The organism is Cypionkella sp. (assembly GCF_030652235.1).
Classification (GTDB): Bacteria; Pseudomonadota; Alphaproteobacteria; order Rhodobacterales; family Rhodobacteraceae; genus Cypionkella.
Window position 1 is genome coordinate 20,233 of sequence record NZ_JAUSBA010000031.1, and the last position, 18,493, is coordinate 38,725.

Consider the following 18,493-nt stretch of genomic DNA (forward strand, 5'->3'; position numbering starts at 1 on the left):
GTGTCATCGCGGGTCGGCAAACAGAATGCAGTAACCGCGACGGCCCACAAGATCAGATGCGCCCAAACCCTCAACTTCTCAGATTGGCCATTGCAAGTTCAGGATTGTGATAGTCAGGAAGCCACGCAAAACGGCCTGACTGCGCCCGAACTTCGGTCAACGCCTTCGGATCAAGATCTATGCTGATAATATGTGCTGAACGGAAGGCATTCGTGAACCGTTGTTTGAATCGAAAGACGCCCTCCCCGTTCGGGCCTGCTGGGGCGCCTCCAAACCACATCTCACCTGCTCCCAGAATACCCAACGCAGCGTCGAAGAGCAGGTAGCTGCCGAACTGATCAATGGCTTCCGGGGCAACTAGGAAACTATGCGCGTGCCAGCTTGCGCTTCCGGATGACGATACGAAAAGGAAAATACCGGCAATCTCGCCACTTGTTCGCCAACGCAGTGTAACAGCGGCAGTTTCAAATTCATTCGGAAGTTGCGCCGCGATAAGGCATTTGAAATGCGCTGCATCTGGCGAGGACTGATCCGGTATTCCGCGAAGAGCCTTCAGCCGCTTCTGCCAGTCCGCCATGATCATATGGCACGTCCCAAGAGCTTCACGTGCGACTGTGAATATCTCGTTGGCCTGAGCGAGGCGATTGCGAGTGCGCGATGAATAGGTTTCACAGGCGGCGCGTCTATCTGGAAGATGCGCCAGATGCGGCTTGAGCGGTTTGCATGTCATAGCAAAGCGATCATCGATGCTTTTTAGCGATGAGGCCAAGACTTCGGCCCCAATGTCCGGACGAATGACCGCAGTATAGCTCAATGGCGTTGGACACAGTTTTTGCAAACGCAGCAATCCCTCCAGACCAGGAAGGGACTGATAGGGCCAACTGCCTCGCAGATCGCAATGGCCGTCTCCAAACGGACGGCAAACAGCCGCAATGCCGAGATCACGCAAAGGGTGTCCCAGCCAAGAAAGCGTAGCCCCGTAGGCATCCGCATCAAAGGCAAGGGCTGACCCGCCGCCTTGATATCTTTTGCTCATGTCCGTTCGCCCCCTGAACGCAGCCCTGCCTCAAGCGCCCACATCACTGTCCTTTGCACGGGGCCATCGAAGTGATCGGCTGCGACGTCGACCTCCATCAGTCGCAGATCCAGGATATTTGCTAAAGTCCGTGTCACATGATTTGGGCTTGCAATAGGCGTCGCGAACATCAACGCCGCCGAAGAAGGCCGCATCCAAACGAGATGTGCAAACTCTGCGCCGCGAGCACCTACGACAGCCTTTGCCCTGTGGATGGCCGCAATTTGCTCAGCGAAGGGAATTGCCCCGAGATCAATCTCACAGGCACGAATGCCCGCATCTATCAGGGCTTGTGTGATCTCAGGGGCATTGCACAACTGACGGCTACCCGCGCCATAGCCGGGATGCCTTGCGCCGCCGCCTTGCGTATAGAAGGCATGTTCAGGTGAACGCCTGAAGACGAGGACATCCGCTTCCAACCACGGAGCGCTTGTTCCCAGGTCGGCAACGGACACAAGTGCCTCTTGGATCAGGCGGGATCTGATTTTGCGTGTCGCCGAAAGAAATGCGATTCCAAGTGCCTCAGGCGGTCGGGATCCATCCGGTCGCAATAGAAATCGGTCCCAACGCGGCACCAGGACTTTGTCCAGACTGGTCGCGGCGTCGGCAAACTCTAACCCGAGCAGGGCGCATGCCTGCGACAACGCGGCGTTCATCAGGGGGCCACAATCTTCAAAGCAAACGCGGGGTGGGGCATCCACAGAAAGCGCGATGTCCAGTGCTGGCAGCAAATATCCCAGCATGAAGTGAAAAAAATGATCCTTGTGACCGAACTCGCGCGAGTCAAGGAAATCAAAATGAAGCCCTGCCGATGTGGCAACCTTGGAGCCAGGAACTCTTTCAGCCAGGGCAACAGTGCCGCGCGGCATTTCTTGCCCTTTATAACTTCTAAACTCGAACCGGCCATGGTTGAGGTAATGGTAGATAGGGTCCATTCCCGCTTCGGCGACGTCTGGGTTGCGCAGCAGATATTCTTCGGCATCGAAATCTGCCGGAAGTTCAGGCGATTTTTGTTGTGGAGTTGCGGCGGCACCTGCCGAAGATTTTGCGAGTAAGTTCCCGAACAATTCAAATAATTGCGAAAGGTCGTCCGCATCGAACATACCGGCTTCATTGTGGAAGTCGGCGGGCCTAGGTAAAACCCTAAGCTTCTCACTCTCGGGAAGCAGCCGGTTGAACACGCAAAGCTCGGAACTGAAGTTATCCAGCAAGCTCTGGTCAATGTCCGTGAACACAGGATCCTTACGAAGATCAACGGACGTTCTGAACTGGTTCAGTAGTGTTGCTGACAGTCTTGACAAACTGGCAGACTGCGACGATAGGGCAATTATCTTTGCCTGCCGATACGAGATCGACGGATTAAACAGCCTGTTCTCGCCGCGGTAGAGATCGACGCCAGCCGTCTCAACACCGATTTCGCGCAAAAGCGCATCAAACAGTCCTGCCTTGTGGTGATCGTAATTGACGAGGCGCAGATCCAAGTCGCCGTCCGCAAGCATGGCAACGTTATGCAGTGCGGTATCTTTCCTTTTCAAGGATAGGGACTTAACAAACGCGTCGAGGTCTACTGATGTTGAACTTGTCTTTATAGCCTGCTTCCAGCCTGAAACAGTTTGATCATAGATATCGCGGACAAATGCGATGATCGTGACGGAATGGTGAATGTCGAGATCTTTTAACCATTCGACAGTCTCGCTTGACATCCATTGGCTTAAAAACTCCCCTGACAGAAGCACAGTCTGGCAGGCGCTGGCGTTGATCGCCGCGTCAACCGTCCGCGCCAGATAGGCCCGTACCAGCTCTTGGTGATTGTGAATGACACGGTCGGCGGCTGCCATATTCAACATCACATGCAGCAGGTTGCCGGTGCAGTTTGCGACCTGCGCATTTTCTGGATTGGGATAAAAAATGCCAATGCGCTCGAGTGCTTCCGCATTTTTGGAGAGCAGTGCCTGCAGGGCTGAACTACCGGTTTTTGGCAGCCCTACGTGAAGAAAGATGCGTTTTCTCATTTTGGCTCTCGATCAATTCCCTGCTTCATTGGCCGACTTGTCCTGCAAAGGCGATGCGTTGTGACGGCCAGCTTAGCCGTGGTCCGACTGTGTCATAGGTTGGTCGTGCTTTCGGAAAGGCAGGCGGTTTATGCGAGATCCCTCGACATGCCGCATCACCGCATCTGTGTCCGCGCCATGGCCCGCGCAGACGGTCTTCCAGTCTGATGTATCAATTGGGAAGACGCCATCACGCAGCAAGTCTGTCTTTACGAAGGGAAACCCAAGATCCAGCATTCGCCGCCATGCACCGTGCGTCGGATTGAAACCAGACATCATTGACGGTTCGCATCCAAACAGCGTCTCCATCCCGAACACGAAATGCTGACTTGGATCAGGCAGGGCAGGGCTGAGAGGCGCTATCGCATACTCATACTTCAAAACAACCTGCGTCTTGTCTTCTTCGTTTGCGATACTCTCCCAAAAACGGCGCAATGCTTCAGCTTGCAGATTCTGGCGGTTCCACCCAAAGAAATAGCTCTGGGCATGATACGATGAGTTCGTGCATTCACTCAGCGCAAAAAAGCCACCATTTCGCGTCCGGATATCTTGAATTATACTTTCAAGCGATGCAAACGGCCCGATCAGGCTGTCGTTCGCGAAGAACACCCGATCCGAGTCCCAGACTTCAGGGAATGTACGCAGCATGTCTGCCCATGCGGCAAAGTCAAAACCGACATTCTGGCGGATAATCAGACCATCCACACAGTCCTCGATACTCTTGTCGATTGGGAGCCACATGTTGTCGGTGGAGAGGCACAGCACCACCTGAACTCCCGCGTCGCGGATGGCACCAATATACTGCCTTGTGTACTCCAGTGTCACGCCAAGCGGCGCGTGAGACACGAAGAAGCAGACTTCTTTTCCGATAAACGACGCAGGTGGTGCTTTCTGAACAACCAGCTCACCAAGCATTCCGCCAAGAGGCCGATCGACCGGCTGGCTGCAGTTCTGCCGCATCGCAACTTGCGTCTCATAGGTGTGCCAAGCCCGCATATGATGCGTGACCTCAGGCTCTGTTGCACTGAGTTGTTGCGCTGCAAGCACCCGCAGCGTCGAGAACCTTGCACTTAGGCGTTCTAGACCAGTCTTGACGAGTTCCGTCTTGCGCAAACTGGCAATGCTGCGGCTGCTTGAATGATGCACATACACATCATCCGCTATCACCGCATCCATACCCAGATCCAGGATCTTCAGACAAAGATCTTGGACTTCCCAATAGCCAAAGGGAAAGGCCTCCGAGTCAAGGCCGCCCGCAAGATCGAAGGCATCTCGGCGCATCAAAAGACAGAACCCCGACAAGAACGGAACGCGCGGATACGAGCGGCGACTTGTGAGGCGAACAAACGCTGCCGCGAGATCTGGATCGTTTTCCAGATCACCCACGACGGACATCTCTGAATGTGATGGCAAAATGGGGGGTTTGATTGTCTGATGAAATGCGTTGTTCGAAAGCGGCCCGGCCAGCGCGGTTGTCCATCGCCGATTCATGGCGCGCCACAGGCCATCAACCCAGCCCGCAGTCACAGTTGTATCACTGTTCAGCAGAACAACGTAGGGTGCCGTGCTCTTCTTCATCCCGGCCAGAATACTGCGGGTGAACCCTTGATTTTGTGAATTTCGGACGACGACAACATTCTCAAGCTCACGCGCGTAAGCATTTATCCAAGCCTCAGCATCCGGGTCAGAGCAGTCATCCACAAGGATGATTTTTCCGATAGCAGGGCAGTGCCATTGGCGAACAGAGGCAAGGCAGCGTGAAAGATCCTCGATGGCATTGAAGATCGGAATGATAATGTCGATGGATGAAGCTTCTGGCTCTGTCCACGCTCCGGCAGGAAGTGGATCAGATGTCCAAGGTTGCAGCCCTATGCTGTCGATAAAGTCTCTGAAGCGGCCTTCATCTGAATCATTCTGGAACGCGCAAAACGCCTGCGCAAATAGTTCCTTTGCAAAGTGGTCTTCTGGACGAACTTCCAGAATTTCGGCAAGCTCAAACAACGTGCTCTCAAAATCACCTGCTTCCAGAGAAAGCGCTAAATGAAGCAAGGCATTTAGGCCCGCCGCTTGGGGATATGGATCAAGGGCTTTGATCGCGTCGCGCACAAGCGCAAAGTTTTTTAGTTTCAGGGCAGCGCCCGCCAGCGCCACGCGCGCATCAAGATCATTTGGAAGGACTGACAACGCGGTTTGCGCGTGATGCAGTGCAAGTGCCGGGGCCCCAAGACGAAGATACGTGTTTGCGATCAGCGCATGGGTGCGCCCATTGTCCGGAGCACAAGTTAAAGCAAGGCGAAAAGCTTTATGCGCGTCAACCAATGCGCCGGACGCAAAACTTGCGATGCCGCAGCGAAGGAATTCGTCATCATCGGTCGCAGGGGCCAAAACCGCCGGATTAATGGACCCTGTACCTATACTAGACCTTTTGGAATTCAAAACGTCATGCCGATCTGCTTTCTATGAGTTAAGTCCGATGCCAATAGCTTCGGCTGTAAGTCTGCGCATGGTTGATTCGGCCATCTGACGTAAACCTCCGCTATCTCGTTCCCAAGCTACGCACAATGTATTGCGCTGCTATCTTTGGGCAGCCAAACCGAAGGAGACATCTGAACCAGACACCTCAATCTACGCCAACCCCATCGGCCCTAAACCGGCCAAGGTGGTTGTCGCCCCCGGACAAACTGGTTGACGCGCTCCACCAAAGCATCAAAGGCGAAATCCACAGCATCAGCGTATGATATCACTTTCCGGTTGTCAGCTTCTCGATCCATCGCGCCATCATTCCTCGCCGTTTCTCAATCCGGTCGGCACGATCATAAGCCTGCGCGACCTTCGTCCCTACCAGATGCGCGAGGGCGATTTCCGCCATGTCACGTTCAAAATCTGTGTGGTCAGAAACCCACGTACTGAAAGAAGCGCGAAGGCCGTGCGGCACCGCAGGCTTTCCAGTATCGCGGTCCAGATATCCCAGACCGCCTCGACGGATATCCGCGCTGTGGATGGTCTCCATCACCTTGCCGAGCGTGGCGTCGGACAGGTCCTTACCCGTGGGCGAGGGAAAAACCAGATTGCAGCCCTCGAACCGAGGGAGCGCCTCAAGTCGCGCCACCATTTCAGGGGTGAGCGGCACCCGATGCGGACGGCCCCCTTGGCTGCGCGGCTTGATCTTTGATGCCTTCCGCCCCGGCTGGATGGTCCAGAGCCGAGCCTTCATGTCGATTTCATCCCATGTGGCGAAGCGCACTGCCCCCGACCGGGAAACCGTCATGGCCTGAAACTCCAAGGCCCTCGCGCCCATCCCATCGCGGCATTGCAGATCGCTCCACCAGCGCGGCCCATCATCGAGTTGGAGGGCAGGATAATGCTCGCTCGCAGAGACCTTTGACGGCGAGGGCAAAACCAGAGAGAGGTTGCTTTTCCACTGGGCCGGGTTGCCGCCCTCTCGGTATCCCTTGACGATCGCAAAGGCGATCACCTTGTCCATCCTGCCTTGCAACTTGCTCGCGGTCTCGGTCTTTTCATGCCAGATCGGGGTCAAGACTCGCAACACGTCATCCAGTCCGATATTATGCACCAGCGTGTCGCCCAAGACTGGAAGGGCGTAATTCCTGACCGTGGCCTGCCACTGGCTCCGATACTTGTCTTCTTTGATTTCGGTCAGCTTTTCGGCGGCGTATTCGTCCAGAACTTCCGCGAACGTCTTGCCTTTCCGTTTGGCCGTTGCAAGGGCGGCGCGGGCCTCTTGCCGTTCGGAAATCGGGTCACGTCCGGCCCCCGGATCAGGCCTCGCATCCGCGCGCCCTCACTACGGGCTTCGGCCAGCCCAACCTCTGGGTAAGGCCCCAGCCCCATTTCACGCCGCCTCCCACCGACAACCGAGCGTAGCAACCATGACCGCGACCCGCTATCCCGCACCTGCAAGAGCAGACCCGGAACGCCGCCTACGGCATGAACACCCTCTGGAAGCCTCTTCACCGCCAGCGCAGAAAGCTCCTTGGATTCTCTAGGCATTTTGACCCGCCTTCTAGCCCGCCAAAAAAAATGATGCTGGATGTGACTGTATGCTACGGATTTCGACGAGTGAACTATTAAAAATCAGATGCTTAGCTTACGTATTGATTTAGTATGTTACATGATAAAACACAGATTCGGAGGCGATACCCGCCTCCAGGTTTTTTTTGCTGAAATCCTGACACTTTATCAAAGCGGTGGGCGCTCGGGGCGCGGGCGAAACACTGGCAGCGCCCAGTCAAACCGAATGGCCAAAACCCGGATCAGACAAGCCATGGTCAGCCCCACCGCCATCGCCACATCGCGCGAAATACCCCACGCCATCAGCCCGACGAACAGCACCGCACCCGCCGCCGAAGCCGACACATAGATTTCCCGCCGCAGCAGAATTGACGGCTCTTGTCCCAGCAAATCGCGCACAATACCCCCGAACGCCGCCGTGATCACCCCCATCGCCACCGCAACCAGCGGCCCCGCCCCCGCATCCAAACCCTTGCTGGTGCCCGCAATCGTCACCAAAGCCATGCCAAATGCATCCAGATACAGCACCACGCGATAGCGCGAACCCAGCAGATGCGCGCTGAAATGCACCGCCACCGCAACCGCCAGACAGACCGCAACCGGGGCCGGATCAATCACCCAGAACACCGGAACGCCCAGCAGCAGATCACGCAACGTGCCGCCGCCCACCCCTGTCACCACGCCCAGCCACAGAAACCCGACGATATCCATCTGCTTGCGCGACGCGACCAGCGCCCCCGTCGTCGCAAAAACTGCAGCTGCCGCCAAATCCAGCATGCGCTGAATCGACGCCTGCAAGATCTGCGCCTGCGCAAGCTGATCCTGAAACAACTGAGCAATATCTGTCACGGTCCGGGCTTTCCTGATGGGGCAGTCGGGTTTCTCAATGTGGCGCGGGCCGCGCCGTCCTCATGGCACTGCCAAGGGGATACGTTTCGGACATTGACTGAGGCCAGCTTAGCACGCAATGCCGCCGCGCTGTCGCCGCCAAAGCTTAGATCCGGCATCTCGAAGTAAAAGAATCAGGTTTACATTTCCTACCGTTTCGCTAGGTTATCTTGGCAAGCCTTTTGACATACGGTGTCCCTGGTGATCGTCTGCCACTGCCAAGCCATTTCGGATCATGACATCCGTGCTGCCGTCGATTGGATGCGCGCATCCGATCCCGACACCATCATCACGCCGGGAAAAATCTATCATGCTTTGGGCAAGCGCGCCGATTGTGGCGGTTGTATGCCCTTGTTCCTTGACACGATGCGTCAATCTGCGAATTTCGGTGTTGTATCGGCCGCAGTGCCGGGCCAACAGATACCGAACCTGCGCAGCGTGAAAGGAATGTCCCATGAAGGGCGACCCAAAAGTCATCGAATATCTCAACGCGGCTCTGCGGTCTGAACTGACCGCCGTCAGCCAATATTGGCTGCATTACCGCCTGCAAGATGATTGGGGTCTGGGCCATCTGGCCGCCAAAAGCCGGGCCGAAAGCATTGAAGAGATGCATCATGCCGACCGTTTGATCACCCGGATCATATTTCTGGAAGGCCATCCCAACCTGCAAAAACTGGATTCTTTGCGCATCGGCCAAACCCCGCGCGAAACGCTGGAAGCCGACCTTGCCGCCGAGCACGAAGCCCGCACTTTGTATATCGAGGCGCGGCGCCACTGCGATCAGGTCGGCGATTTCGTCACCCGCGCATTGTTTGACGAGTTGACTGCAGACGAGGAAGGCCACATCGACTTTCTGGAAACCCAGCTTGGTTTGCTGGGCCGTCTGGGCGAAGAAAAATACGCCATGCTCAACGCCAAACCCGCCGATCAGGCCGAATAACAAACGCATGGGGAGGCATGTTCCGCCTCCCCTCCCCCGCCCAACACCCGCGCGCAAAGGTTAACAAGGTCTGAACAAGCCCCGCTTAAGCCCTTGATGTTCCGCAAACAGCAAGCCTGTCCACGCGTGGACACCTCACGCCCAGTCAAGCACCACCTTGCCCGACTGCCCCGACCGCATCACCTCAAACCCGGTCTGAAACTCATCCACCCCAAAGCGGTGGGTGATGACTTTGCGCACGTCCAACCCATTCTCCAGCATCGCGATCATCTTGTACCAAGTCTCAAAAATCTCACGCCCATAGACGCCCTTGATCGTGATCGCCTTGAACACGATCCGGCTCCAATCGACCGGAGATTTCCCCGGCGGAATCCCCAACATCGCGATCTTGCCGCCCATCACCAAGGCCTCGATCATCTGATCAAGCCCGCGCTGATTGCCCGACATCTCCATCCCCACATCAAAGCCCTGCACGATCTTCAGCCGTGCCATCACGTCCTTCAGATCTTCCGACGCCACATTCACCGGCGTCACATCCGCCACTTCCGCCGCCAATTCCAACCGCGCCGGGTTCACATCCGTGATCACCACATGCCGCGCGCCCACATGCCGCGCCACCGCCGCCGCCATGATCCCAATCGGCCCGGCCCCGGTGATCAAAACATCCTCGCCCACCAGATCGAAACTCAAAGCCGTGTGAACGGCATTGCCGAGCGGGTCCAAAATCGCGCCAATCTCGTCATCAATCGTATCCGGCAACGGCACCACATTGAACGCAGGCAAGCGGAGGTATTCCGCAAAAGCCCCCGGCTCATTCACCCCAATCCCGCGCGTAGCCGGATCGAGATGGAACTTGCCCGCCCGCGACTGACGGCTCAATTTTCCAATCAAATGCCCCTCACCCGAACAGCGCTGACCAATCGCCAAACCCTCAACCAAAGCCCCCTTGGCCACGATCTCGCCAGCAAATTCATGGCCCGTGACCAGACCCACCGGAACCGTCCGCGCCGCCCATTCATCCCAATTCCAGATGTGAATATCGGTGCCGCAGATCCCGGTTTTCTTCACCTTGATCAGCACATCTTCCGGCCCGATCTCGGGCACGGCGCGCTCTTGCATCCACAAGCCAATCTCGGCCTTCGCCTTCACCAAAGCTTTCATCGGATCGCCCTCACTTCCTTGCCCGCCGCTTCAAACGCCGCCAGCGCAAAATCCAGATCATCGGTCGAAAGCGCCGCATTCATCTGCGTCCTGATCCGCGCGCCGCCATGCGGCACCACCGGATAGAAAAACGCCGAAACCATCACTCCGCGCGCATCCAACGCTCGCGCGAACGCCTGGGCCAAGGGGGCATCGCCCAGCATCACTGGCACAATCGGATGCTCTCCGGGCAGCAGCCGGAAGCCAATCGCCCCCAACCCCGCACGCCAATAGGCCGCGTTATGGAACAACTGTGCGCGCAGATCGTCCGCGCCCTCAACAATATCCAAAGCCGCCAAAGCTGCCCCCACCACCGCAGGCGGCAGCGCGTTTGAGAAAAGGTACGGCCGCGCCCGCTGCCGCAACAGATCAATCATCGGCTGTGGTCCGGCGATATACCCCCCCAACGCGCCCCCCAACGCCTTGCCCAAAGTCCCGGTCAACACGTCAACCTTGACGTCCGCGTGAAACGGCGTTCCCCGCCCCTGCGGACCCATGAACCCGGTCGCATGGCAATCATCCACCATGGTCAGCGCACCGTATTTCTCCGCCAGCGCCGCAATCGCAGGCAAGTTAGCCAAAGTACCATCCATCGAAAACACACCGTCGGTTGCGATCATGATAAACCGCGCGCCATCCTTCACCGCCGTGGCAAGCTGCACCTCCAGATCCACCATGTCATTATTGGCAAAGCGGTAACGCTTGGCCTTGCACAGCCGCACCCCGTCGATGATCGAGGCATGGTTAAGGCTGTCCGAGACAATCGCATCCGCCTCGCCCAGCAAAGGCTCAAACAACCCGCCATTGGCATCAAAACAGGCGGCGAACAGGATTGAATCCTCCATGCCAAGGTAATCCGCGATCCGCGCTTCCAACTGGCGGTGCAAATCCTGCGTGCCGCAGATAAAGCGGACCGAGGCCATGCCATAGCCGTGGCTGTCCATCGCAGCCTTGGCCGCAGCCACCAGCCGAGGATCATCCGCCAAGCCAAGATAGTTATTGGCGCAGAGATTAAGCATCTCGCGCCCCGCCACCCGCACGCGTGCGCCTTGGCCCCCCTCAATCAACCGCTCCCGCTTCATCAGCCCATCGGCCTCAATCCCGGCAAGCGTATCGCGCAAATGGTTTAGAAAGCGTGCATCTGTCATGGCAGAATTTCCTCCAACTTAACGGATATAACCGCAACCCAAAGTGAAAGTCAATATAACGGAATACCGTCCGCTCAGCCGGATTTCAGTTCACATTGCCCAAATATTCTGGGGGTGCGGGGGCTAGCCCCCGCCCGCCTCAGCTATCCTGCACAATCAGCAAAGCCCGCGCCGCACCCGCCTCGGCCGCAATCGCGTGGTCACGGTCCGCCGGATAGCGCGCGGTATCGCCGGGCCCCAACACCTGCTCATCCTCACCCGAGCGCACCCGGATCTGGCCTTCGATCACTGTCAAATGCTCGCGGCAGCCCGCAGAATGTGGCTCGGATTCCAGTAAGCCATTGGCCGCCAAGCGCAAATCGTAAACCTCATGTTCGCCCACCGCATCGGCAGGCGACAGGATACGGATAGAAACCCCAACCCCACGGCCACCGATCACCGGGGCGGCGCCCGCGCGAACCACCTCGATCCCCACCTCAGGCCGCCCCTCCAGCAAACCGGCGAAATCAACTTGCAAAGCCTGCGTCAGATTCCACAAGGTCGCCACGGTCGGCGAGGATTCGCCGCGCTCGATCTGGCTAACCATAGATCGGCTGACCCCGGACAGCTTGGCCACCGCATCCAAGGACAGCCCACGCGCCTTGCGCGCCTCGCGCAGCGAAGCCGCCAACCTGTCGTGAATATCTGACCTTGGATTCATGCAAGCACCCTGCCTAGACAGAAGCCATCCGTCAACGCCCCAGCCTGCACCGCGCCGATTTCCGCGCGGAAATCGTGCACGGAATTCGCACGAATTCCGACTGGATCAGGTGCCGCAATAGGTGACATAGCGCCCGAACCCCGTCGGTGCGGGCAAGGTGAACGCCTCGCGCCCTGTTTCCGCCGCAAACGGATCGCGCACCTGCGCCAAAAGCGCGTGAAACGGGGCCAGATCGCCCAAAGTCGCCGCCTCCAGCGCAGCCTCAACCAGATGATTGCGTGGAATAACCGCCGGGTTCACCGCCAACAGCGCAGCACTTGCATCCGGCCGCAGACGCGCCCGCCACCGCGGCAGCCAAGCTTTCAGCGCCGAGGCATCCTCGCACAATGCCAGCAACGCGGCCTCATCCTCCACCGCCCCCGCCAGCCGCCGGAACGCCAGCGTCCAGTCAACACCTTGGATCGCCAGCAGAAAATCATCCGCCAGCGCGCCATCCCCGGCATCGTCCCCCAGCAAGCCCAGCTTGGCCCGCATCACGACGACCCATTCGGCGCGAAAAATCTCCGCAATCCTCTCCAGCCGCGCATTTGCCAGATCGACCGCGCGCTCTGCATCTGCATCGAAGAACGGCAGCAAGCATTCCGCCAACCGCGCCAAATTCCAGCCCAGAATCAGCGGCTGATTGGCATAGGCATAGCGGCCCTGCCGATCAATCGAGGAAAACACCGTCCCCGGCGCATAAGCCTCCATGAACGCGCACGGCCCATAGTCAATCGTCTCGCCCGACAGCGTCATATTGTCGGTGTTCATCACGCCATGGATAAAGCCCACCCCCATCCATTGCGCGATCAACCGCGCCTGAGCCGCCACCACCGCGTCAAACAACCCCAGCGCGCCGTCCACACCCGGATAATGCCGCGCAATGGTATAATCCAACAAAGCCCGCAGCTTATCCACCTCGCCGCGCGCATGGAAAAACTGAAACGTACCAACCCGAATATGGCTGGCGGCCACCCGCGCCACCACCGCCCCCGGCAACGGCCCGGCCTCACGCAGCACAGACTCGCCCGTCGCCACCACCGCCAAAGACCGAGTCGTGGGGATGCCCAAACCCGCCATCGCCTCGGAAATCAGATATTCGCGCAGCATCGGCCCCAAAGCCGCCTTACCATCGCCACCACGCGAAAACGGTGTCCTCCCTGAGCCTTTCAGCTGCAAATCCCAGCGCCGCCCGTCTGGCGCCAAAAACTCGCCCAGCAGATGTGCCCGCCCATCGCCCAAACTCGGTGAAAACCCGCCAAACTGATGCCCAGCATAAGCCAAAGCCGCAGGTTCGGCCCCATCGGGCACCACAGCCCCCGAAAACCACCCCGCCGGCTCGTCAATCTCCAGCCCCAATTCCGCAGCAAAAGCTTCATTCAGCACCACCAGCGCGGGCGCAGGCGCCACATCCGGCACGTGCCGCAAATATGTTCCGGGCAGGTCGCGCAAATAGGAATTGTCAAACTGGATCATCGCGGGGCTCCTTTGCCACAGATATGGCCTGCCCGCCCCGCTCGGACAAGGCAACACAGCAAATGCTCTGCGCGCTGTTCGCATCACAATGTTAAGATCACATTGGCGATATTGGGAAATTGGTCGGGGCGAGAGGATTTGAACCCCCGGCCCTCTGGTCCCAAACCAGATGCGCTACCAGACTGCGCTACGCCCCGACTGAAAGTGTCATAACCCGCTTCATCGGGATTGAAAAGTCGCTAAAGCACTTCTTGCCCCGACAAAGTCATTTGATTTTCAAATCAGCGAAACGGCTCACTCGTCCGAACAACGCCATGCGGCGACCGATTGATCCAAAGCCGCACTGCGCATGACCACCCCCGGTGCAATCCCCATCCGCTTGGCCAAGCCTGCGTTGATTTCCAGCACCACGGCAACACCCGCGCCGCCATCAATCGGCGTCTCATCCTGCGGCACCGCATTGCTATGCACCGAAGTCACCAGACCCGTGGCATCGGCGAACACCATATCCAACGGCAACAGGGTGTCTTTCATCCAGAAATAAGCGTGTTTGGGTTGATCATAGATAAACAACATCCCCGCCGAAGCGGGCATATGGTCACGAAACATCAGACCCTTGCTACGCTCGGCCTCAGAATCGGCAATTTCCACCGAAAACCGCTGCACACCCGAGGGCCCGCGCAACTCAACCGTATCTGGCGCGCAAGCCGCATGGGCCGCACCGCCAAACACCAAAGCCAACATGATCAGAGATGAACCGCCGCTTCCCATGACAACACCTGTACCGCCATACGCCCACGTTTGCCGTCAACGATGCGCAGGCACACCGCCTCGCCCGCTGAAAGATCAGCAAAACCGGAATGACGCAATACTTCGACATGCACAAAGACATCTTCATTGCGGCCAAACACATTGGCAAAGCCAAAGCCCTTGCCCTTGTCGAACCACTTCACCCGGGCCGGTTCAATCGGCAGGATCGCGATTTCTTCCGGGGTTGTATGCTCGGCATCTTCCCCCAAAGGAAACACCGATCCGGCCGGAGGTTCGATTTTCACGACCTCCATCGCCTGCACACCCCGTTGGGTTTGTTGCACTTTTACCGTGATCCCGGCGCCATCAGCGACCGAGCTTTGCCCATAATTCCGCAGCACATTGGCGTGCAGCAGTATATCCCCAGAGTATCCCTCTGCGACTATAAAGCCAAAACCCTTAGCTGGATCGAACCACTTCACGAGGCCGTGCAGAATTTGCACGTCCATTTCTTCATCATTCATCGAAGGCTGTTTCCCCAGATAGAGCCCCTTAAGCCCTAGTCATGCGGTCATATCCCTTGCCGTTGCAAGGGATATCTTTTCAGCATTTCCGCACAGATCATTTCACGCTTCGTGAAAATTACGGGTTAAGTCGCAAAATTTCCCAAGGCTTATCAATAGCTTGTCGCGACCATCGAAAACGATCATGCAACCTAAAGTTGCCATCCGCCCAGAACTCCATCTCTAAAGGAACAATGCGGAAGCCGCCCCAGAACGGCGGGCGTGTGGGATTTGCCCCCTTCGAGGCGGTGACTTTTGCCACCTCTGCCATCAAATTAAGCCGGGATGACAGCGGCTGCGATTGATCCGACGCCCAAGCCCCCAACCGCGACTTCAAACTGCGGCTCGCGTAGTAGTCATCGGCGGGCTTGCCCTCCTCGCGGCTGACCAAACCGCGCACCCGGATCTGACGGCGCAGAGATTTCCAATGCAGCACAAAGGCCGCTTTGCCCGAAGCATCCAACTCGCGCCCTTTGGCCGAGCCGTAGTTGGTGTAGAACACGAAAGCCGCAGGTTCGATATCCTTCAGCAAAACCATCCGCACATTCGGCAGCCCCTCTGGGTCCACCGTCGCCAGCGCGATCGCGTTGGGATCGTTCGGCTCAGAGGCTTCCGCCGTCGTCATCCAAAGTTTCGCGATGGCAAACGGGTCATCGCCCGCAAAAATTCCGCTTCTGTCCATGATCTTTCCTTCCGAGGCCCAAAACTTTGGCCCAAACTTCGGCCAAACGCTTACTCTTGATGCAGAGCAGCCTTTCGCCTACACAGCTTTTTCAGGAAATAAGGTGGACGGGGAAGACCGAATGTCAACTGGACTCGTGACGGGGCCGCTTATGGCGGGCAAACGTGGGCTGATCATGGGGCTGGCCAATGACAAATCCATCGCTTGGGGCATAGCACAAGCCATCGCCGCCCAAGGCGCCGAGATTGCTTTTTCCTATCAGGGCGAGGCGCTGAAAAAGCGCGTCGAACCCCTCGCCGCCTCGATCGGCATGAACACTTTCGTGGAATGTGACGTGGCGGATGAGGCCTCAATCGACGCTCTGTTCGCCCATCTGGCCGAAATGTGGGGCAAGATTGATTTTGTGGTCCACGCCATCGGCTTTTCCGACAAGGCCGAACTGCGCGGCCGCTATGTTGACACCAGCCGCGCTAACTTCCTGATGACGATGGATATTTCTGTTTATTCCTTCACCGCCGTCTGCCAGCGCGCAAGCGCTATGATGAACCAAGGCGGGTCTCTGCTGACGCTAACCTACTATGGCGCTGAAAAAGTCATGCCGCATTACAACGTGATGGGCATCGCCAAAGCGGGCCTAGAGGCAAGCGTCAAATACCTCGCCGAAGACCTTGGCAAAGACGGCATCCGGGTCAATGCGATCTCGGCAGGCCCGATCAAGACCTTGGCTGCCTCTGGCATCGGTGATTTCCGTTACATCATGAAGTGGAACGAACTCAACAGCCCGCTGCGGCGCAATGTCACGCAAGAGGAAGTCGGCAAGGCGGCACTTTACCTGCTGTCCGATCTCGGCTCGGGCACCACTGGCGAGAACCTGCATGTCGATGCGGGCTATCATGTCGTCGGCATGAAAGCCGTTGATGCGCCGGATATTGATGTGGTCACCGGCCGTAAGGACTAATTTCCCCACATAAGGTAGCCGCCAGATGACCCTCACCGCCTTCCTCGCCGTCGCCTTCCTGCATCTGATGGTCGCGATCAGCCCCGGCCCTGCCGTGCTGATGTCGGCGCGCACCGGTGTGATCGAGGGCCTGCGCACCGGGTTTTTCTTAGCCTGCGGCATCGGTATCGGCGGCGTGGTCTGGGCGTTGGCGGCGCTGTTCGGCCTGAACCTGGTATTTCAGGCCGCCCCTGCCCTGCTCTACGCGCTGAAAATCGTGGGCGGGCTCTATCTGATCTACATGGCTTGGGGCATGTGGAAATCCGCCGATCAGCCGCTGGACATGACAGAGACCACGCGCCCGCCGCGCACCGCTTGGTCGGCGTTCCGCCTTGGCCTGATCACGCAGCTTGCTAACCCAAAGCCTGCCGTTCTGTTCTCGGCGATCTTCGTAGGCACCGTGCCGCCGCATACCCCAGCTTGGGTCTACGCCGCCCTGCTGCTGGTGGTGTTCCTGAATGAAACGATCTGGAACACCGTCGTCGCCCGCATCTTCTCGTTCCACCGCTCAAAGGCCGCCTATATCAGCCTGAAATCCATCATCGACAGGTGCTTTGGTGGTATGCTTGCCATTCTCGGCCTCAAGATCGCCGCCACCTGAAAGGGCCCGCTATGAACGACCGCTTGCCACACGAAAAAGGCTTTCACGTCAGCTGGGATCAGATGCACCGCGACAGCCGGGCGCTGGCGTGGCGGCTGGATGGCAAGGGGCCGGACAACGGGCTGTGGAAAGCCGTGGTCGGCATCACCCGGGGTGGCTTGGTTCCGGCGATGATCGTCGCGCGCGAACTCGACATCCGCCGCGTCGATACCATTTCAATCAAAAGCTACAACCACCAGACGCAAGGTGCTGTGCCGCAGGTGATCAAAGCCCCGCAAGCCGATCTGATGGGCGACGGCACCGGGATTCTGATCGTCGATGATTTGGTGGACAGTGGCAAAACGCTGGAAGTGGTGCGCAAATTGTATCCAAACGCGCATTTCGCCACCGTCTATGCCAAACCTTCCGGCAAGCCGCAGGTCGACAGCTATATCACCGAGGTTAGCCAAGACACTTGGATCTTCTTTCCCTGGGATATGGCGCTGCAATACGTGCAACCCTTCCGCGGCGCAGACTGACCCCCACCCAGATAACGGCTGCGTGGGCCTGACGTAACAGGGCTTGCAACCGCGCGGCTATCTGCGCCATATCCGCGTGCCCAACCTCTGGGCAACGGAAAGGCCGCCTCATGCTCGTCTGCCCCTGCCCCGTGCGCGCCGCCTTGATACACTTCCGGCAAACCCAGGGCGTCTAAGCATGAAAGCCACCGCCCGCCTCAGCAAAGCCCGCGTGCTGCATTGGCTGTTCGAGACCAGCCTTGCAATCAAGGGCCTGCTGTGTTCCGCCGAGTTTCTGGCGGGCCTCGGGCTGCTTTTGACCCCACATGCCCCGGCGGCGCGTTTGCTGTATTGGCTGACGCATTTTCAGATCGCCGAGCAGCCCACAGACACCCTCGCCGCTTGGACCCAGCGCGCGATGGAGGGCTTTCCGGTTGCCACCCAAGACTTCTATGGCTGGTATCTGCTGCTGCATGGCGGGCTAAAAGTGGCGATGGTGCTGATGCTCTGGGCGCGCATCCTGTGGGCTTATCCGGCGGCGATGGCGGTGCTGTCGGGTTTCGTGATTTACCAACTGTTTGAGTTTCAGCACTCCGGCTCGCCGTTCCTGTTGATGCTGGCGTTCTTCGATCTGATGATGATCGCGCTGGTCTGGCAGGAATACAAAGCCCTGAAAGTCAGGCGCAGCGCCAATGCCGCCGCGCTCTAAGACCTGCCCCTATAACCACGCAGCCCCGGCCTTAAGCCACGGCCTCCTGCCCTTCGACAACCGCTGAGGCCCCGGCTCAAGGCCGGGGCTGCGCCGGGACAAGAGACAGTGCCGCGCGAACGCTTCGCGCTTGAACTCAGGCCCG

Annotated in this window: 19 protein-coding genes and 1 tRNA gene; 6 read left to right on the forward strand and 14 right to left on the reverse strand. The window is 58.1% G+C overall.

Features of this window, described 5'->3' with window-relative positions; all coding sequences use genetic code 11:
- Nucleotides 1-70: 70 nt before the first annotated feature.
- The 6 genes from Q7V03_RS09320 to Q7V03_RS09340 all read right to left on the reverse strand — a co-directional run bounded on the left by Q7V03_RS09320 (nucleotide 71) and on the right by Q7V03_RS09340 (nucleotide 8,007).
- Entirely contained in the window at nucleotides 71-1,036 is a 966-nt protein-coding gene (locus tag Q7V03_RS09320) for a hypothetical protein (RefSeq protein WP_304925324.1), read from the reverse strand.
- Nucleotides 1,033-3,087, reverse strand: coding sequence for a glycosyltransferase 61 family protein (locus Q7V03_RS09325; protein ID WP_304925325.1), 2,055 nt, complete (start codon nucleotides 3,085-3,087; stop codon nucleotides 1,033-1,035). The genes Q7V03_RS09320 and Q7V03_RS09325 overlap by 4 nt, the downstream gene beginning before the upstream one ends.
- A 72-nt stretch (nucleotides 3,088-3,159) precedes the next feature.
- The gene (locus Q7V03_RS09330; protein ID WP_304925326.1) at nucleotides 3,160-5,511 is read right to left on the reverse strand and encodes a glycosyltransferase; all 2,352 of its coding nucleotides are present in this window, start codon (nucleotides 5,509-5,511) and stop codon (nucleotides 3,160-3,162) included.
- A gap of 355 nt (nucleotides 5,512-5,866) precedes the next feature.
- On the reverse strand, nucleotides 5,867-6,715 hold the full coding sequence (locus Q7V03_RS09335; RefSeq protein WP_304925327.1) for a site-specific integrase: 849 nt from the start codon (nucleotides 6,713-6,715) through the stop codon (nucleotides 5,867-5,869).
- A gap of 68 nt (nucleotides 6,716-6,783) precedes the next feature.
- Nucleotides 6,784-7,137 (reverse strand): Arm DNA-binding domain-containing protein, encoded by a 354-nt coding sequence (locus tag Q7V03_RS23860; RefSeq protein WP_370651097.1) that lies wholly within the window; start codon nucleotides 7,135-7,137, stop codon nucleotides 6,784-6,786.
- Between the two features lie 189 nt (nucleotides 7,138-7,326).
- Nucleotides 7,327-8,007, reverse strand: a complete 681-nt coding sequence (locus Q7V03_RS09340) for a trimeric intracellular cation channel family protein (RefSeq protein WP_304925328.1) — start codon at nucleotides 8,005-8,007, stop codon at nucleotides 7,327-7,329.
- A 240-nt stretch (nucleotides 8,008-8,247) separates the two neighbouring features.
- On the opposite strand from Q7V03_RS09340, the gene Q7V03_RS09345 reads away from it, so the two are divergent.
- Complete coding sequence (locus Q7V03_RS09345) at nucleotides 8,248-8,553, forward strand: bacterioferritin-associated ferredoxin (RefSeq protein WP_304925388.1); 306 nt, start codon at nucleotides 8,248-8,250, stop codon at nucleotides 8,551-8,553.
- Nucleotides 8,501-8,986, forward strand: a complete 486-nt coding sequence (gene bfr / locus Q7V03_RS09350) for a bacterioferritin (protein WP_304925329.1) — start codon at nucleotides 8,501-8,503, stop codon at nucleotides 8,984-8,986. The genes Q7V03_RS09345 and bfr overlap by 53 nt, the downstream gene beginning before the upstream one ends.
- 135 nt (nucleotides 8,987-9,121) lie before the next feature.
- On the opposite strand, the gene tdh is transcribed toward bfr, so the two are convergent.
- From tdh to pdxH, 8 genes are all read right to left on the reverse strand, one after another.
- Nucleotides 9,122-10,147 carry an L-threonine 3-dehydrogenase gene (gene tdh / locus Q7V03_RS09355; RefSeq protein ID WP_304925330.1) on the reverse strand — a complete coding sequence of 342 codons (1,026 nt, stop codon included), beginning with the start codon at nucleotides 10,145-10,147 and terminating at the stop codon, nucleotides 9,122-9,124.
- The gene (locus Q7V03_RS09360; RefSeq protein WP_304925331.1) at nucleotides 10,144-11,334 is read right to left on the reverse strand and encodes a glycine C-acetyltransferase; all 1,191 of its coding nucleotides are present in this window, start codon (nucleotides 11,332-11,334) and stop codon (nucleotides 10,144-10,146) included. The genes tdh and Q7V03_RS09360 overlap by 4 nt, the downstream gene beginning before the upstream one ends.
- A 139-nt stretch (nucleotides 11,335-11,473) precedes the next feature.
- Nucleotides 11,474-12,034, reverse strand: coding sequence for a helix-turn-helix domain-containing protein (locus tag Q7V03_RS09365; RefSeq protein WP_304925332.1), 561 nt, complete (start codon nucleotides 12,032-12,034; stop codon nucleotides 11,474-11,476).
- 105 nt (nucleotides 12,035-12,139) lie between these two features.
- Entirely contained in the window at nucleotides 12,140-13,549 is a 1,410-nt protein-coding gene (locus Q7V03_RS09370; protein ID WP_304925333.1) for a YdiU family protein, read from the reverse strand.
- A gap of 120 nt (nucleotides 13,550-13,669) precedes the next feature.
- Nucleotides 13,670-13,746, reverse strand: a tRNA-Pro gene (locus tag Q7V03_RS09375).
- A 97-nt stretch (nucleotides 13,747-13,843) separates the two neighbouring features.
- A complete protein-coding gene (locus Q7V03_RS09380) occupies nucleotides 13,844-14,320 on the reverse strand; it encodes a DUF192 domain-containing protein (protein WP_304925334.1) in 477 nt (158 codons plus the stop codon).
- Entirely contained in the window at nucleotides 14,296-14,823 is a 528-nt protein-coding gene (locus Q7V03_RS09385; RefSeq protein ID WP_304925335.1) for a cold-shock protein, read from the reverse strand. The genes Q7V03_RS09380 and Q7V03_RS09385 overlap by 25 nt, the downstream gene beginning before the upstream one ends.
- Nucleotides 14,824-14,941: 118 nt before the next feature.
- Complete coding sequence (gene pdxH, locus Q7V03_RS09390) at nucleotides 14,942-15,544, reverse strand: pyridoxamine 5'-phosphate oxidase (protein ID WP_304925336.1); 603 nt, start codon at nucleotides 15,542-15,544, stop codon at nucleotides 14,942-14,944.
- Nucleotides 15,545-15,665: 121 nt separating this feature from the next.
- Between pdxH and fabI the strand changes: the two genes are divergently transcribed.
- The 4 genes from fabI to Q7V03_RS09410 all read left to right on the forward strand — a co-directional run bounded on the left by fabI (nucleotide 15,666) and on the right by Q7V03_RS09410 (nucleotide 18,348).
- On the forward strand, nucleotides 15,666-16,502 hold the full coding sequence (gene fabI / locus Q7V03_RS09395; protein WP_370651098.1) for an enoyl-ACP reductase FabI: 837 nt from the start codon (nucleotides 15,666-15,668) through the stop codon (nucleotides 16,500-16,502).
- Between the two features lie 25 nt (nucleotides 16,503-16,527).
- Entirely contained in the window at nucleotides 16,528-17,142 is a 615-nt protein-coding gene (locus tag Q7V03_RS09400) for a LysE family translocator (protein ID WP_304925337.1), read from the forward strand.
- An 11-nt stretch (nucleotides 17,143-17,153) separates the two neighbouring features.
- On the forward strand, nucleotides 17,154-17,660 hold the full coding sequence (gene gpt, locus Q7V03_RS09405; RefSeq protein WP_304925338.1) for a xanthine phosphoribosyltransferase: 507 nt from the start codon (nucleotides 17,154-17,156) through the stop codon (nucleotides 17,658-17,660).
- Between the two features lie 178 nt (nucleotides 17,661-17,838).
- Complete coding sequence (locus Q7V03_RS09410; RefSeq protein ID WP_304925339.1) at nucleotides 17,839-18,348, forward strand: DUF2127 domain-containing protein; 510 nt, start codon at nucleotides 17,839-17,841, stop codon at nucleotides 18,346-18,348.
- Nucleotides 18,349-18,493: the final 145 nt, after the last annotated feature.

Bases quoted from the DNA above. Each gene is read 5' to 3' on its own strand.
- Q7V03_RS09320 (WP_304925324.1), bottom strand. From the start codon at position 1,036: ATGAGCAAAAGATATCAAGGCGGCGGGTCAGCCCTTGCCTTTGATGCG.
- Q7V03_RS09325 (WP_304925325.1), bottom strand. From the start codon at position 3,087: ATGAGAAAACGCATCTTTCTTCACGTAGGGCTGCCAAAAACCGGTAGT.
- Q7V03_RS23860 (WP_370651097.1), bottom strand. From the start codon at position 7,137: ATGCCTAGAGAATCCAAGGAGCTTTCTGCGCTGGCGGTGAAGAGGCTT.
- bfr (WP_304925329.1), top strand. From the start codon at position 8,501: ATGAAGGGCGACCCAAAAGTCATCGAATATCTCAACGCGGCTCTGCGG.
- tdh (WP_304925330.1), bottom strand. From the start codon at position 10,147: ATGAAAGCTTTGGTGAAGGCGAAGGCCGAGATTGGCTTGTGGATGCAA.
- Q7V03_RS09360 (WP_304925331.1), bottom strand. From the start codon at position 11,334: ATGACAGATGCACGCTTTCTAAACCATTTGCGCGATACGCTTGCCGGG.
- Q7V03_RS09365 (WP_304925332.1), bottom strand. From the start codon at position 12,034: ATGAATCCAAGGTCAGATATTCACGACAGGTTGGCGGCTTCGCTGCGC.
- Q7V03_RS09370 (WP_304925333.1), bottom strand. From the start codon at position 13,549: ATGATCCAGTTTGACAATTCCTATTTGCGCGACCTGCCCGGAACATAT.
- Q7V03_RS09380 (WP_304925334.1), bottom strand. From the start codon at position 14,320: ATGGGAAGCGGCGGTTCATCTCTGATCATGTTGGCTTTGGTGTTTGGC.
- Q7V03_RS09385 (WP_304925335.1), bottom strand. From the start codon at position 14,823: ATGAATGATGAAGAAATGGACGTGCAAATTCTGCACGGCCTCGTGAAG.
- pdxH (WP_304925336.1), bottom strand. From the start codon at position 15,544: ATGGACAGAAGCGGAATTTTTGCGGGCGATGACCCGTTTGCCATCGCG.
- fabI (WP_370651098.1), top strand. From the start codon at position 15,666: ATGTCAACTGGACTCGTGACGGGGCCGCTTATGGCGGGCAAACGTGGG.
- Q7V03_RS09400 (WP_304925337.1), top strand. From the start codon at position 16,528: ATGACCCTCACCGCCTTCCTCGCCGTCGCCTTCCTGCATCTGATGGTC.
- gpt (WP_304925338.1), top strand. From the start codon at position 17,154: ATGAACGACCGCTTGCCACACGAAAAAGGCTTTCACGTCAGCTGGGAT.
- Q7V03_RS09410 (WP_304925339.1), top strand. From the start codon at position 17,839: ATGAAAGCCACCGCCCGCCTCAGCAAAGCCCGCGTGCTGCATTGGCTG.